This is a genomic window from Neorhizobium sp. SHOUNA12A (assembly GCF_023006505.1).
Lineage (GTDB): Bacteria > Pseudomonadota > Alphaproteobacteria > Rhizobiales > Rhizobiaceae > Neorhizobium.
In genome coordinates, this window is record NZ_JALBGV010000117.1 from 1 (window position 1) to 14,357 (window position 14,357).

The 14,357-nt window shown below is 58.8% G+C and carries 17 protein-coding genes, 3 tRNA genes and 1 pseudogene; 3 read left to right on the top strand and 18 right to left on the bottom strand.

Annotated features, from left to right (window positions below):
- From nuoE to MOV63_RS29625, 8 genes are all read right to left on the bottom strand, one after another.
- Positions 1 to 784 (bottom strand): NADH-quinone oxidoreductase subunit NuoE (gene nuoE / locus MOV63_RS29590; protein WP_247039201.1); only part of this gene is annotated, 784 nt, incomplete at its 3' end.
- 16 nt (positions 785 to 800) lie between these two features.
- Positions 801 to 1,058 carry a hypothetical protein gene (locus MOV63_RS29595; protein WP_247039203.1) on the bottom strand — a complete coding sequence of 86 codons (258 nt, stop codon included), beginning with the start codon at positions 1,056 to 1,058 and terminating at the stop codon, positions 801 to 803.
- Positions 1,058 to 2,248 carry an NADH-quinone oxidoreductase subunit D gene (locus MOV63_RS29600; protein WP_247039205.1) on the bottom strand — a complete coding sequence of 397 codons (1,191 nt, stop codon included), beginning with the start codon at positions 2,246 to 2,248 and terminating at the stop codon, positions 1,058 to 1,060. Before MOV63_RS29600 ends, MOV63_RS29595 begins: the two co-directional genes overlap by 1 nt.
- A gap of 78 nt (positions 2,249 to 2,326) precedes the next feature.
- Positions 2,327 to 2,929 (bottom strand): NADH-quinone oxidoreductase subunit C, encoded by a 603-nt coding sequence (locus tag MOV63_RS29605; RefSeq protein ID WP_247039206.1) that lies wholly within the window; start codon positions 2,927 to 2,929, stop codon positions 2,327 to 2,329.
- A gap of 32 nt (positions 2,930 to 2,961) precedes the next feature.
- Positions 2,962 to 3,543 (bottom strand): NADH-quinone oxidoreductase subunit B family protein, encoded by a 582-nt coding sequence (locus tag MOV63_RS29610; RefSeq protein WP_007754646.1) that lies wholly within the window; start codon positions 3,541 to 3,543, stop codon positions 2,962 to 2,964.
- On the bottom strand, positions 3,534 to 3,899 hold the full coding sequence (locus MOV63_RS29615; protein WP_037080537.1) for an NADH-quinone oxidoreductase subunit A: 366 nt from the start codon (positions 3,897 to 3,899) through the stop codon (positions 3,534 to 3,536). The genes MOV63_RS29610 and MOV63_RS29615 overlap by 10 nt, the downstream gene beginning before the upstream one ends.
- 264 nt (positions 3,900 to 4,163) lie before the next feature.
- A tRNA-Asp gene (locus tag MOV63_RS29620) sits at positions 4,164 to 4,240 on the bottom strand.
- Between the two features lie 71 nt (positions 4,241 to 4,311).
- A tRNA-Asp gene (locus tag MOV63_RS29625) sits at positions 4,312 to 4,388 on the bottom strand.
- A 276-nt stretch (positions 4,389 to 4,664) separates the two neighbouring features.
- On the opposite strand from MOV63_RS29625, the gene MOV63_RS29630 reads away from it, so the two are divergent.
- Positions 4,665 to 4,740 (top strand) — tRNA-Val (locus MOV63_RS29630).
- A 172-nt stretch (positions 4,741 to 4,912) separates the two neighbouring features.
- On the opposite strand, the gene MOV63_RS29635 is transcribed toward MOV63_RS29630, so the two are convergent.
- From MOV63_RS29635 to MOV63_RS29650, 4 genes are all read right to left on the bottom strand, one after another.
- A complete protein-coding gene (locus tag MOV63_RS29635; protein ID WP_247039208.1) occupies positions 4,913 to 5,917 on the bottom strand; it encodes a tyrosine-type recombinase/integrase in 1,005 nt (334 codons plus the stop codon).
- Entirely contained in the window at positions 5,917 to 6,171 is a 255-nt protein-coding gene (locus tag MOV63_RS29640) for an AlpA family transcriptional regulator (RefSeq protein WP_247039209.1), read from the bottom strand. The genes MOV63_RS29635 and MOV63_RS29640 overlap by 1 nt, the downstream gene beginning before the upstream one ends.
- Positions 6,172 to 6,527: 356 nt before the next feature.
- On the bottom strand, positions 6,528 to 6,830 hold the full coding sequence (locus MOV63_RS29645; RefSeq protein ID WP_247039210.1) for a hypothetical protein: 303 nt from the start codon (positions 6,828 to 6,830) through the stop codon (positions 6,528 to 6,530).
- A gap of 41 nt (positions 6,831 to 6,871) precedes the next feature.
- The gene (locus tag MOV63_RS29650; RefSeq protein ID WP_247039211.1) at positions 6,872 to 7,039 is read right to left on the bottom strand and encodes an Arc family DNA-binding protein; all 168 of its coding nucleotides are present in this window, start codon (positions 7,037 to 7,039) and stop codon (positions 6,872 to 6,874) included.
- An 85-nt stretch (positions 7,040 to 7,124) separates the two neighbouring features.
- On the opposite strand from MOV63_RS29650, the gene MOV63_RS29655 reads away from it, so the two are divergent.
- Together MOV63_RS29655 and MOV63_RS29660 are read left to right on the top strand one after the other, a co-directional pair.
- On the top strand, positions 7,125 to 7,577 hold the full coding sequence (locus MOV63_RS29655) for an Arc family DNA-binding protein (protein WP_247039212.1): 453 nt from the start codon (positions 7,125 to 7,127) through the stop codon (positions 7,575 to 7,577).
- An 11-nt stretch (positions 7,578 to 7,588) separates the two neighbouring features.
- Positions 7,589 to 7,843, top strand: a complete 255-nt coding sequence (locus MOV63_RS29660; RefSeq protein ID WP_247039213.1) for a hypothetical protein — start codon at positions 7,589 to 7,591, stop codon at positions 7,841 to 7,843.
- 193 nt (positions 7,844 to 8,036) lie between these two features.
- Here MOV63_RS29660 and MOV63_RS29665 read toward each other — a convergent pair whose 3' ends face one another.
- The 6 genes and pseudogenes from MOV63_RS29665 to MOV63_RS29690 form a co-directional block, all read right to left on the bottom strand.
- The gene (locus MOV63_RS29665; RefSeq protein ID WP_247039214.1) at positions 8,037 to 8,228 is read right to left on the bottom strand and encodes a hypothetical protein; all 192 of its coding nucleotides are present in this window, start codon (positions 8,226 to 8,228) and stop codon (positions 8,037 to 8,039) included.
- 134 nt (positions 8,229 to 8,362) lie between these two features.
- Positions 8,363 to 11,047 (bottom strand): tape measure protein, encoded by a 2,685-nt coding sequence (locus MOV63_RS29670; RefSeq protein ID WP_247039215.1) that lies wholly within the window; start codon positions 11,045 to 11,047, stop codon positions 8,363 to 8,365.
- Positions 11,048 to 11,203: 156 nt separating this feature from the next.
- On the bottom strand, positions 11,204 to 12,610 hold the full coding sequence (locus MOV63_RS29675; protein WP_247039216.1) for a phage major capsid protein: 1,407 nt from the start codon (positions 12,608 to 12,610) through the stop codon (positions 11,204 to 11,206).
- A gap of 195 nt (positions 12,611 to 12,805) precedes the next feature.
- Positions 12,806 to 13,090 carry a hypothetical protein gene (locus MOV63_RS29680; protein ID WP_247039217.1) on the bottom strand — a complete coding sequence of 95 codons (285 nt, stop codon included), beginning with the start codon at positions 13,088 to 13,090 and terminating at the stop codon, positions 12,806 to 12,808.
- 171 nt (positions 13,091 to 13,261) lie between these two features.
- On the bottom strand, positions 13,262 to 14,074 hold the full coding sequence (locus MOV63_RS29685; RefSeq protein ID WP_247039218.1) for a helix-turn-helix domain-containing protein: 813 nt from the start codon (positions 14,072 to 14,074) through the stop codon (positions 13,262 to 13,264).
- Between the two features lie 173 nt (positions 14,075 to 14,247).
- Positions 14,248 to 14,357: pseudogene (locus tag MOV63_RS29690) on the bottom strand (IS481 family transposase); the annotation flags it as partial.

The following is a 14,357-nucleotide window of genomic DNA, read 5'->3' on the forward strand; positions in this document are numbered from 1 at the left end:
CGGCCTTGGCATTCGCTGCGGCAGCCGCCGGGGCGGTGGCAGGGGTCTTCAACTTCGGGTCCGTCTCCGCCGCCGTGTCCTTGGGACGACCGGCGTCGGCCGGAGGAACGCTTGCAGCCGCCGCGGCCTCTTCGGCGCTCGGATGCGGGTCGAGGTTAGTGCGAACCGGCTTGATCTCGTCGTTCAACGTCTGCGGGCCGCCCTCGGGCGCCGAGAAGATGCGGTCGATCTGCGGGCCGGGCTTGATCTCATGGCCCTTGCCTGCCTCGAAAGCGTCGATGATCTCCTCGAGACGCTGCGGCGTCAGGTCCTCATAGGCATCCTTGAAGATGATGACCATCGGCGCGTTGACGCATGCGCCCTGACACTCGACCTCTTCCCACGACAGCGTGCCGTCGGCGTTCAGCGCGAACGGATCGTGATGGATCTTGTGCTGACAGACCTTCATCAGGTCTTCCGCGCCGCGCAGCATGCAGGGCGTGGTGCCGCAGACCTGGATATGGGCGCGGGTGCCGACCGGCTTCAGCTGGAACTGGGTGTAGAAAGTCGCGACTTCGAGGACGCGGATATAGGGCATATCGAGCTTGTTTGCGACGAATTCGATCGCCGCACGGGTCACCCAGCCATCCTGTTCCTGAGCACGCATCAGGAGCGGGATGACAGCCGATTGCTGCCGGCCTGCCGGATATTTCCTGATCGTTGCCTCGGCCCAGACGGCATTTTCGTCATTGAAGGCGAATATTGCCGGCTGCACCTGGTCTTCGGCTAATCGACGAACGGACATTCTTTTCCACGCCTTATCAGTTTATGGATCCACACCGCGATTTCGTGAGCGACACGAACTCGCAGGCATAGGCAGACTTGTCTTTCTGCATGAACACTATGAACTTTGTTCCACTGGGAACGGAGGTCTTGATCTCATATCCTTCGGACAGGAGATCGCGCATCGATTTCGATCCGCCGGCTTGCGTCGAAATCGCGCCATCCGTCTGCGCCTGCTGCGCGAACGCAACCGGGGCGGCAAAGATAACGGCAGCGAAAACGACGGCGCGCAGCATCAGCGGTCCACCTCGCCGAAGACGATGTCGATCGAGCCGAGCACCGCCGAGACGTCGGCCAGCTGGTGACCCCGACAGATGAAATCCATCGCCTGGAGATGGGCATAACCCGGCGCACGGATCTTGCAGCGATAGGGCTTGTTGGTGCCGTCGGCGACCAGGAAGACGCCGAACTCGCCCTTCGGGGCTTCGACGGCTGCATAAACCTCGCCGGCCGGCACGTGATACCCTTCCGTATAGAGCTTGAAGTGATGGATCAGCGCTTCCATTGACCGCTTCATCTCGCCGCGCTTCGGCGGCACCACCTTGCCGTCCGTAGACGAGAATGGGCCGGTCCTGGCATCGCCGAGCAGACGGTTGACGCACTGCTTCATGATCTTCACCGACTCGCGCATCTCGATCATGCGGATCAGGTAACGATCGTAGCAGTCGCCGTTCTTGCCGATCGGGATGTCGAACTCCATCTCCGAATAGCACTCGTAGGGCTGCGCGCGGCGCAGGTCCCAGGCAGCGCCCGAACCGCGAACCATGACGCCGGAAAAGCCCCAGGCCCAGGCGTCTTCGAGCTTGACGACGCCGATATCGACGTTGCGCTGCTTGAAGATGCGGTTGCCGGTGAGCAATTCGTCGATGTCGTCGAGCTTTGCCGGGAATTCATCGCACCACTTGCCGATATCCTCGACCAGTTCCGGCGGCAGGTCCTGATGGACGCCGCCCGGACGGAAATAGGCCGCATGCATGCGCGAGCCCGAGGCGCGCTCATAGAACACCATCAGCTTCTCGCGCTCTTCGAAACCCCAGAGCGGCGGCGTCAGCGCGCCGACGTCCATCGCCTGCGTGGTGACGTTGAGAAGATGCGAGAGGATGCGGCCGATTTCCGAATAGAGCACGCGGATCAGCTGGCCGCGGATCGGGATCTGGATATCCAAGAGCTTTTCGACGGCGAGCGCGAAGGCATGCTCCTGGTTCATCGGCGCGACGTAGTCGAGGCGATCGAAATAAGGGATCGCCTGCAGATAGGTCTTGGTCTCGATTAGCTTTTCGGTGCCGCGGTGAAGCAGGCCGATATGCGGATCGACGCGCTCGACGATTTCGCCGTCCAACTCCAGCACGAGCCGCAACACGCCATGCGCCGCCGGATGCTGCGGTCCGAAATTGATATTGAAATTGCGGACGTTATGTTCAGTCATTCTGCTTGCTCCATGCCGGGCGGACAATCGCACCGAGCGGGAAAGAAGTGCGGACGGGCGGCGCGGCTGCGCCGATCCCTAAGCTTTCGCCTTTTCGTCGCCGGGCAGCACGTAGTCGGTGCCTTCCCAGGGGCTCAAGAAATCGAAATTGCGGAATTCCTGGCGCAGCTCGACGGGTTCGTAGACGACGCGCTTGGCGTTGTCGTCGTAACGAACCTCGACGAAACCGGTGGTCGGGAAGTCCTTGCGCAGCGGATGACCTTCGAAACCGTAGTCCGTCAGGATACGGCGCAGGTCCGGGTGGCCGGTGAACAGGATGCCATAGAGGTCCCAGGCTTCGCGCTCGAACCAGTCGGCGCCGGGATAGACCGGGCAGGCAGACGGAACCGGCTCGTCCTCGGCGGTCGCGACCTTGACGCGGATACGCTGATTCTGGCGCGGCGACAGAAGGTGGTAGACGACGTCGAAACGCTTTTCGCGTGCCGGATAGTCCACTCCGCAGATGTCGATGAAGCTGATGAACCCGCATTGCACGTCGTCGCGCAGGAAGGTCAGCAGCGGCAGCAGGTTTTCCGCGGTCGCCGTCAGCGTCAGTTCGCCATAGGCGATCTGCGCGTCCGCCACGAGGGACGCACGCGCTTCGCGAATATAGGTCGAAAGCTCGTTCAGGGCTTCACTCATGATCTTGTCCAATTACCCTTAGCCTCTGGCCCTCAGCGCTCGATCGTGCCGGTCCGCCGGATCTTCTTCTGCAGCAGAAGCACGCCGTAGAGCAGCGCCTCCGCCGTGGGGGGACAGCCCGGAACATAGATGTCGATCGGCACGACGCGATCACAGCCACGCACCACCGAGTAGGAATAGTGGTAATAACCGCCGCCATTGGCGCAGGAGCCCATCGAAATGACGTAACGCGGCTCTGGCATCTGGTCGTAGACCTTGCGGAGCGCGGGCGCCATCTTGTTGGTCAGCGTGCCGGCGACGATCATCACGTCCGACTGGCGCGGCGAGGCGCGCGGCGCAAAACCGAAGCGCTCGACGTCATAACGCGGCATCGAAAGCTGCATCATCTCGACCGCACAGCAGGCGAGGCCGAATGTCATCCACATCAACGAGCCCGTGCGGGCCCAGGTGATCAGCTCGTCCGTGGAGGTGACGAGAAAACCCTTGTCGGCGAGCTCATTGTTGATCTCGCCGAAGAACGCATCGTCACTGCCGATGGGCTTGCCGGTATTCGGATCGATAATGCCCTTGGGTTGCGGCGCGACGAGAGTGCTGCCGTTGTCGACTACTCCCATTCCAGCGCTCCTTTCTTCCATTCATATATGAAGCCGATCGTCAGAACGGCGAGGAATACCATCATCGACCAGAAGCCGAACCAGCCAATCGCACCGAACGATACCGCCCACGGGAAAAGGAAGGCCACTTCGAGGTCGAAGATGATGAAGAGGATCGAGACCAGGTAGAAGCGAATGTCGAACTTCATGCGCGCGTCGTCGAAGGCATTGAAGCCGCATTCGTAAGCCGAAAGCTTTTCCGAATCGGGCGCCTTGTAGGCGACGGCGAACGGCGCAACCAGAAGCGCGATGCCGATCACCAGGGAAATGCCGATGAAAATCGCGATCGGGATATAGGAAGTGAGGAGTTCACTCATTGTATTCGATCCCAGCTTGCCTGAAGCGTCGGGAGACGACGCCTGAATATCAATGCACAGGCAAAGCGAACGTGCATTGCAACAAGCCGTGGTTAGCGCAGCCGAAGCCCCGGCGCAAGCTTTTTGAATGTCGCATCCTGCGCCAAAATGGAGCAGTTCAAACGATTATCAGCGGCTGTATCATAGCGACAACCTCAGACCGTGACCATGAGGGACCGGTGGCGGCCGGATCGTATCGGGAAGCATGTTCTTCTGGGTGGCGAATGGCGCGAGTGACGGGGCTCGAACCCGCGACCTCCGGCGTGACAGGCCGGCACTCTAACCGACTGAGCTACACCCGCGCATAATGCCGACCAGCGGCAGCCGCCTTATGCGCAAGACGCGCAATCGGCGGAGAGTTCGAATAAGAGAATGGCGCGAGTGACGGGGCTCGAACCCGCGACCTCCGGCGTGACAGGCCGGCACTCTAACCAACTGAGCTACACCCGCGCATTTCTCTTGAGGCCGAAACCTCGGAGCCGGGCGACCTCAATCGCTCGGTTGAGCGGCTAACTAAGAGGTTCGCGATCGGGTGTCAAGCGCGTTTCAAGACAAAAGGATGACGTCCCGTCGCTTTGCCCTCTCCTGCCTCATATGCGCCCCTGTCCAGTCGGCTCTTCCCCAAAATTTTCAAAAAAACATCATGAAAGCCCTTGCGGTTTTTCCGCGATCCGCATAGATCACGGCCACCGACGCGGCGGGCCTTGTTGCTCCGCAATCGCGAACGGGCGATTAGCTCAGTTGGTAGAGCGCCTCGTTTACACCGAGGATGTCGGCGGTTCGAGTCCGTCATCGCCCACCACTCCCAAAAAATCACTCTGATTTTCCATCGCTTTTTTCCGTTTCTGTCTCACTGTCGCTTTCAGCGACCAAAACTGAGACACCTTTAAGTTTCTCGTATGCAGCGCGGCGATTGAAAGCATTGCTTCGCATCCGCCGTTTTTCCGCCTGCTCGATGTAGATTTGTGCTGTCCTCAGGTTGGACCATCCGAACACCGCGCACAGCTCCGGGCCGTCGCACCGCTTTCCGCATAGGCCACAGCCGCCGCCTTTCGGAGGCCATGAGAAGAGCAATGGGGCAAGTCAGCTTCACCGCACCAGCGGGAGAAGCTATTGCCAAAGCTTTCGATCGTGTAGGGCGTCCCGCGCGCACTGGTGACATAAGCCCCCTGTCCGCTTTCCGTCTTTTCCAGCGCCTCGATCAGTTCGGGCGTAAGCCGGCCTTCGATTTCCACGGGAAAGCGGTTCCGGCCTTTGTGAGCTGTGAAACGCAACCAGCGCTCGCCGTCCTTCACGAACTCATTGCGCGGCCCGATCTGCGCCGCGTCGGAACGCCGCGCGCCGATCGTAATCATAACCTCCATCGCAAGGCGCGGCTTCGTACCCACCGCCCAATACGCCCGAAAGATATCGATCTCGGCCGGCGTCCATGTGTGAAAGCCGCCCTTCTTTTTATTGATCGGCTCAACCCCTACAGCGGGGTTGAAAGTCGCCAGAGCCGGCTTCTGCGCCATTGCCCAATTGAATAGCGCCCGCAGCACTTTCACTAGCTTGTCGGCCGCGCCGGGCGTGTCCCGGCGGGCTTGCTGGCTACGTTCCATGTCCTCGCGGCGATACTTCTTATATGGCAGTTCCCCGGCCGCCTCCGCGAAGCGGTCGAGAACGCTCCGCTTGTCCTTCTGCGTCTGTTTGTCGAGCTTGAGGAAGGTGGCCGATCGGAAATATTGGGCGAAGAGCCAATCAAAGGTGTCTTCGCGCGGTACAGCCTTGCTCTCCCGTGCCGGCTCTCCGCCCCGCAGCTCGGCCAGGGCCGCCCAGTAGGCGACCATGAAATCTTCGGTGATGTTGCCGGCATCATCCTTGAAGCGCTGGCGAATACGCTTTTTCACGAAACGGCCGCCAATCTTCAGGCGCGCGTAGTAGCGATCGTTCCCGCGCCTGTCGGGATCGTGCACAAGATACTGGATTTCGGTTTTCATCAGACTACCCGGCCATCAAACGGGTTCGGTCCGTCTTCCTTTTTGGGCTCATCAGAATCGATCAGCGCCAACCAGGCGGAGCGGATGCGCTCGGCATCCCACAAGATGATGCCGCCGATCTTGCGCCCCCTGGGCATCTTACCCTCCCCCACCCAGTTATCGAAAAGAGAGGGAGAAATTGCCAGCGAGGCCGCCGCTTCATCGCGACGAAGGGCGAACCGGGGAATTGAAATCTCGCGTAGGCTAGAAGCCATCGGCCTGCCCCCAGATTTCGCCGGCATGATCGCGAGCAATGACAGTGGGAGTTAATATGCAAGACGTCATACCAACCCTCCCTTCAGGCTCAAGAAGGAAGTAAGGAGCTTGTGGACTAGGTCATCTTCCTGCCCTAACCACTCAATGAGACTTTTCTCGGAGAGAATGAATTTCACCTTCCGAAGTAGCATCTCAGGCGTTACGCAAGGGAATTGCAGTAACTCCCCCGTTATCGCTCGCAAAGCGTGGACACCGGACGCCTCATCCGTCGCCGCCATCTCCCAATTCGCGTCGTAGAAGGCGTTAGCCGCCTTATAATTTTCAACGAGATCGTAAAACTCGCGCTCACTCCGGATCATGCCACACCGCCTCGCACCATCGGCCTGCCCAGCATGATACAGACCACGACGTCGTCGCTATCCGCGACCACATTGAACGTCGGAAGTGGCCCAAGGCTTGGGTATCTTTCGGCAAGAACTTCCATGAACCCGACAAAGTAGAAGCTGTAGCGATCCTCCAGCGTCAGTTCAGGCGACTCTAATGATGCGCTCGACTGTAATGCGGCAACAGCTCCAGCACCGGCAATGAGCGCGCGACGGCTCAGCGCGCCGGGAGCACTTGCACTCTCGGCTTGTTTCGTTGTAAGTACGGATTGCATTGAATGACCTTTCCTAGGGTTAGAAAAGCCGACGCTGGTTCCTAGGCCAGAGCGTCGGCTTTTTTCGTTTCAGCTTGCCGGCCCATTTTTTCCTTAAGAGCCAGCACGATTTCAGCGGTTTGTGACCGAAGATTTCTGCTCGCCTCCTCAGCAAGCCACTTCTTCACTTCATCAGGGATGTTGATCTTAAATTGACGCATATCAGACATAGCGGCCTCACGGACATTTAATGTCCGTCGTAGGTACATTTTATGTCCACTTGCGTCAAGGACATCTTTCGTCCATCGGTACGCCATGAGCGAAGATGATCGTGTCCAATTTAAACTAATGGTTCCAGCTACGCTGAAGGCTAGGCTTGAAGAGGTCGCTTCTGCCAATCGACGAAGCCTTTCAGCCGAAATGATTGCACGGCTGGAAGCGACCCTAGGAAGACCTACCGGAGATGACGAATATCTATCGGTGGATGATCTTCGAAACGAGATCGACCTGTTGCGGTGGCGGATAGCAATGTGGGAGCCTCTAATACTCCAGGCCACTCCAGAGGAATTAGCCGCTCTTCAAAAGCGGCTGGTGGAGACCATCGAAGCCCTAGACATCCCAGAGTTTAGAAAACCGATCGCCGCGATTTCCCCTCCGCTAAGAGACCTGAAGGAATTCCCGTCTCTCAAAAGTGTCATGTCATTTTTCGAGAAAATCAGAAGAGTTGGCCAACAGCAACAGAACCACGAGTTGCCATCAGAAGAATAAGTAGGTGACCGATGAAGAACGATCGCCGCGCTGAAATCCGTGAATCAGTAGCTGCGACAAGAGCGCGGCAGAAAGCAGCGGGCCTTTTGCACGTGAGTATACCTCTACAAAAAGAATTGGTCGCCGAGGTGGATTGGCTTAAGGATATTCACAACGCTTCATCGCGCGGCGAAGTTATCGCGGAAATTATGCGTTTCTACTTCGCGCATGGGACGCTCAACTCCAGCAGGCCAAGTTTGATGAAGGCGGTAGCAGGCAATGAATAATAGCTTTGATGAGGACGAGGACGAGGACGACGTAGCGATATACGACGCCCGAAAAGCGAAGCTATCCAAAGATGGCTTATTGTCCGCTGAAGAGAGCGCCATGATTCTCCGTGGCAAACCGCTGCGTTCCATTCGCCCCGACCTTTGCGACGATTGAGCAGCGGGAAAGTGCTCCGGTTTCAGGAACCGCCACTCAGCGGTTCGCAGGATGGCGAGGATCGATTGGCCAGCCGTCCAACCCGGTCGCCGTTGAAAACCCGCGATGCTCTTCTGCCTGCTTCGTCGCGTCATGGTGCGATTTGCAAAGTGACTGGAACGGGCCGTTCCAAAACTTCACCTCATTACCCTTATGCGGCTCGACATGATCGCATACGGTGGCGATCATGCGCCGGCCCTGATGCCGACACATTCGACAAAAAGGCTCAGCTCGGAGCTGGTCAGCCCGCAACTGCCGCCAACGGCTGAGCTTGTACCAGCCGTTCCATTCCTTTGCCCGATCCGACCGCTGATTGGATCCCCTCATATCTGCCGCCTTTTCTGTGCGTTTTTCACGATTCCAACCACCTGCGACGGCAGCTCAGCCCGAAGCGCAGCAACTTGCCTTTCTACCCGCGCCAGGCCGGCCGCATCCGCCCCTGTCGCATCGATCGAGATCGGAACCGAAACCGACATCCCTCCGGAAGCGGCGCGCATCTGCGACACATCAGGTAGCTTCGGCATGGAAGGCACCTGAGGGACGATCCTGCCATTTTGATCCGGGACGAAAAGTTCCGGCCGCCGCTCGCCGACGATATACGGCTTGCCCTTGACCACCGGGCCGCCATCGGCGCGGAAAAGCCCGCCGATCACGTCGAAGACGCCGCCGAGCAACCCGCCGCCCGAACCGCCGGCCGATGGCTTGAAGAGCATATCGAACCCGCGATTGAGCAGCATCGATCCGAGCTGCTTGGCAAGGCTGGAAAGCGCCTCGCCAAGGCTCTTTGACTGTGTGATCGCGTCGATCGCATTGCTCTTGAAGGCGTCGTAAAACTCCCGGGCCGCATCGTCCGCCCGTTCCTGCGCCTCTGAGACCTCCCGAAGGATATCGGCCTGCCGGGCATAAGCATCCGAAGCCTCATCGATCTTTGCCCGCTGTTCGCCGGAAAGCTGGATGTTTTCGAGATCCGTTTGCCCCTTGCGGCGCGCTTCCTCGCGCAGATCGGCAAGCGCCGCCTGCTCTAGGTCGAGCGCCATGCGGCGTTTTTCCTGCTCGCGGTAACCGAGGCTGACAATTTGCTGCTCTTCGATCAGCGCCGCAGTCCGGTCGCGCACGGCTTGGATATCCGCATCAAACCGGCTATCGGCGGTCTGCTTGACAGCCTTGGAACCGGAGCGCCCCGATTTACTGCGACCTTCATCGGCCGCCACGTTGGACGCGGCGAGCGCCTTGATCTGCGCTTCGGTCAGGACCCCGCCTTTTTCGAGCAGGTCTTTCCGGATCGCGGCGATTTCCTTTTCGGTCGCCAGTTGCTCTTTGCTAAGGCCGTTATGCCGCTGCGCCTCATCCGCATACGCCTTGCCGAGGCGAAGCATTTCCTCGCCCTGCTGCCGGGATTTCGCATACTGCTTGTAACCGGCAATCTGATCATCGGAGAGTGCCGAGCCGCTCATGACAGCAAGTTCATTACGAGCCTGCTTGGCCTCGGCACTGATCTTCGCAAGTGTTTCCAGGACAGGACCGATCGAATCCGCCACTTCCTTGAAGTTATAGTCCGCGTTCGCCATGCGGTAGAGCGATTGGCGAGCGTCCTCGGCCGCGATCTCCCCGCTCTTTACGCCGTCCCTCAATTTCTCCAGCTCGCTATATTGCTCCGGCGTGATCAAGCTCATCGCCTGCACCTGGGCGAACGCCGTCAGCAAGTTGACCGCTGCTTCGCGGGCGTCACTAAGTTGCTGTCCGGTGTTGTCGACCTTGTCGGACGTTTTGCTCTTCAATGCCTCATCAACACGCCTGCCGGCATGTTCGACGCGATCGGCAGAGGTTTCCGCCGCATCGCCCATCCGCTTCAATCGTTCCTCGAAACGGGAGGCACCCTCGCCGGCCTCGTCAGATGACGACGCAAAAAGCGCAAGAGCGCCGACAGCCGTAACACCAATGACAGCGCCGATCGGCCCGGCCGCAGCGGTCAACCCGCCCATCGCCAGCGACAATCCCGATATGGTCGCGGCGGCGCGAAGGGCGGCGATGAAGCGAAACACGGCCGCCGTCGCCAATCCAAGGTTTGCGATCATGCCGGCGATAGACCGGCCGACAAGCGCCCCTGCTATGACGGCCGCAACCTTCAAAACGACATCGGCCGTTTCGTCGAAGTTGTCGGCCAGGGCATTTAAGCCGGCAACCAGGCGCTGGCTTGCGCCAAGGCTCTCGTCGGACTGGCCGATATATTTAGTGAAGGCATTGGAAATCTTCGTAACGCCCTGTTCGATCGTCTGGGTCGCGTTGCCCGCCATGCTTTGGATGGTCGGAAGCCCCTTGAGGAAGGCTTGAAAGAATTGCTGGCCGGAAACCTTTCCGTCGTTCACAAGCTCCTTCAGCTTCGAAACCGAGCCGCCGGCCGCGTCCAGTCCGTTTGCGACGGCGATCAAGATCGGCCGCGCACCGTCGTTGACGGAATTGAATTCTTCGGCTTGAACCCGTGCCGACCCCAACAACTGGCCGAGTTGGGTTAGCGCTCCGGATGCCTGAGAGGCCGAAGAGCCGGCAACCCGCAGGGCAACACCAACGCCATCGGAGAACTTCAGAAGGTCGCTTTGGCTGGCCCCGAGATTATCACTTGCTTGCGCGGCCTTGCCGAACAGGTCGGCCATCGCGCCGAGGGGAGTGGCGTTAGCCTGCGCCGACTCATAGAGCCGGTTCAGAACATCGACCTGATTTTCCCCGACGACGCCGGCAACAGCGAGACTGTTTTTTGCAGCCGTCCAGGCGTCTGCATAGTGTGCGACGGAATCAACGGACAGCGCGGCCCCGATCCCAAGTAGCGGCGTCGTCAGGCTTAGGGCCATGTTGCGGCCGATATTGTCGAGCCGCCGGTTTGTCTGATTCCACGTAGCTTCGACCCGGCGGGCCGTCTGCGCGGTCACGCCATTGACCTTCTGCAGATCCTTTATGAAAGGGTTTAGTTCCATGCGCATGGTTGCGCGTAATTCGTCGAGCGTTACCGCCATCGTCGCATCCTAAAAAAGAGGGAAATAGTGCCCGCCGATCCGAAGGAACGCGATCGGCGGGCGGACGCGGTTTTTCGCCATGAAGCGGGACACTCACGCCTTGTCCCAGTCTGCCGAGAAACAGCTTAGTTCTCGGCAGCCAAGCCGTTTCTCCGATCAACCAGCCGCTGCCGGCACAACCTTACGAACGACGGTAAATGCCTGCTCATGATCCGCGGCAACGTCAGCGCGGAGATGGCAAAGGAAGCCGTACTGCAGGTTCTCGGCGAAACTTTCGCGGATGATCTCGACGCGGATTTCTGAGCGAATTCCAATCATCAGCCGCTTCCACTCGCCCGCAACAATCATCCCCTCACCTGCGCCGACGCCAGGAATTGCAGTGCTAGAGAGCATCGGAGTGGTGGCGATGGCCTTTGGCGGCTGTAGCGGCTGTCCATTTGCGTCCGTCAGTTCCGAAAGCGCCCCATCCTCGCGAACGCTCATCATGAAGGCGGTAACATCGGAATTGACACCTCGCAGCGCCGTCCGAGCGCGCAGGAACGGCTTGTAATCCGCCAGCTCGATCGCACCATCCGCATTTGTCAGTCCGGTAAGATCGGTTTCGGTCAGCGCTTCGAAGTTGACCACACCCCGAGGCTCATTTCCTTCACCGGAACCGAAGATCGCGACACGATCGAGTTCCGTCGCAAGAGAGGCCGCGAGAACGTTTGGAAGCGCCGTGTTAATGTTGAGGCTGTCTTCCAGCAGCTCTCGGCTTACCTTCACGAGGACAGCGAGCGACTTCGGTTTGAAGGACACAGCGCCAAACGTCATGTCCGAGACAGCCACCGGCCCATTTTCCGCCCGCCATGCCGGCGTAGGATCAGTCAGCAGCTTGGCAATGATATTGTCTTTGCTGTCGAGGGGTACGGTGACTGCACCGGCCTGATTCACGATGGAAGAGCGACGAAGTCGATCAATAAGGTACGCCGAAAGCTCGGTAGGAACCGTGAACCCGCCCGCAGAGTCGGAGCCTTCCGAAAGTGCTCGGCGCTCAACCTCGTTTCGAGGCCCCGTTATCATCGACCGAAGATAATTCCCAAGCTTCGGAAGTTCCCGCTCCTCCCCGCCGCTCCGAGCAGACGCCCAGGACGACATGCGACGATCGGACGTTAGGATGGATGAGCGAGTTTCCGCCTCGTCGCCGCCGTCGCGCTCCCACCAACGATCGTCATCGTCGCTTCCGACGTCATCAATGTGAGGACGGTGGTGTGGACCGCCGTTAGACCGAGCCGCTTTGTTACCGGAAGCCGTGCGCTGATCTTGTTCATATTCGACGGCATCCATCGTCGCGGCGATAGCATCGAATGCATCCTCGATTTCCTGCGCGCGTTCTTCGTTATCGACGGTAATCGCCTTGGAAAGCGTCCGGGCTTCAGCGCGTAGTGCGCGATGATCTTTGCAAAGATCGTCCCAAGAACGGGTGTGCGGCTCGTACGCAGAGAGATCAACGACGCCGACTGCCTTTGCGATCTTCGGCGCATGTTGGCGTAGATTTAGTTTTTGAGAAGAGGACATTTTCATTTTGAGACCTTTTCGAGCGGCGCCAGCTTTACACGCGTGAGCACCGCAACATTGGGGTTGAATCCAGTTGCTTTGCCCGACGCGCTTGGCCCTCGGCCTGCCGTTCGGAAAGGTTCTGTCGCACAAAGGGACCTCATCCCAGCGGCGATACGAACAAGCAACAATTATCCGACTTGTGATTCGCCTGCAAGATGGTTAGGCGGTGCCTTCCACAGACAGTCCCGCGAGCACGTTCAAGCTGTCCGCTTCAGCAGCTTCCTGAGGATAGGCCTCGCGAAGCATCTGGCCGTGTGCGAACAGCCCCCGCAGAGTTTCCATGGGTCCGATGCTGGCAAGAGCCAAAGCGATGCCCATTTTCGTCAGATCGGCGGCGGCGTCCTGGATGCACCCGCCAGATTTTTCCAACCGGTTCAACCCGGCATCGATCTCTGCTCGGATCAAGTCAAATTCGCGTTTCAAGGTTTGCTTATTGTCATTCATGGTGGCTTTTTGCCTTCAATTACAGTTCGTTACACACAAATGGATGGCACCGGTCTACAATTGGGCGGCCCTCTGACTTTCAACCCACCCCCCCGGCGGCGATCCCGTCGCGAAAATGTCCTGACTGAGGACATTTTCAGGTGGCCTGACGATCCATCAACGCAGCAGCGATCAAGCATCGTGAACCACCGAGCCGTTTCGTGGACGCCAAGACGCAACGGATTGAACTCTATCGATCAGGTAGGGCAGACCGGCACCTTGCCGCTTCTGCTCTTCGACAACGGCCGCCTGGCGCATCGCCTCATCAACGGCCGCCGTCAGCATGGCTCGCATCGTTTCGCCAAGACTGTCGATTTGTGCCGCAAGTCTTTGCGATGCGTCAGCCGTGGCGGTCGCAACCGTTGGTGGTGCTCGATAGAAGGAAGGGGAGCGCCGCAAGCTCCCTCTCACAAGCCCATTCACCCTCTCGGCAGTCACTGACGCCGACGTGTTTTTGGGCTGATGGGGGCGGACGTCTCCGATAGCACCGTCGCTATCAGTGAGTTCCTTAGGTGAGTTCCTTATATGAGTTAGGGTGCACGGTTTTGCACCGTCTAAGTGCACGTTGGTGCACTTACTAAGTGCACGTTCTTGCATTACCTCACGGGTTGGCTCATCACTCTCGAAGTCGTCAACGATCTGTCTGAGGGCGGTCCAATTGGGCTGGTAGCGCGACCGAAAACCGTTCCCGCCATGGCGTACCTTTACAACCAAACCACGCCTATCAAGCTCGTTAGTGGCGTTGACGACTGTCCTTTTACTCACGCCCGCCTTCGCCATCAGGCGTTCCGTACCGGGATCGCACTGACCGGTTTTGGCGTTGAAATGGGAGAGGATTACCCCGGCCACAGTCTTTGCATCGCCAGACAAACCGCGCACAAGGGTCAGCGCTTTCCAGGCCGTCGCAAAATCTGTCTTCGAAGGGAGATCAGGCTTGTCTTGCACGGCCCACCGACCCAGCCAAGACGATGACAGCCACCCGAAATGGTGAGACACAGAGAATTGCCGGCGATTGTTTTCGCTCAACTTTTTCTAGTGTCTCAAAAGTCCTGTAAGGCCTGCAAACGCGGTTAAATGGCGGCTCGTCATCGCCCACCATTTTTCTTCAAATGATGACGCTAGCTGTTTAGTCCCGGCATTTGATGGATTGGATCGATGATGAATCGATCCGGCTCCAAAGTCCACCGTTTGCATATGAACTCGTAGGGCGTGAGGCCCTTTAGCGTCT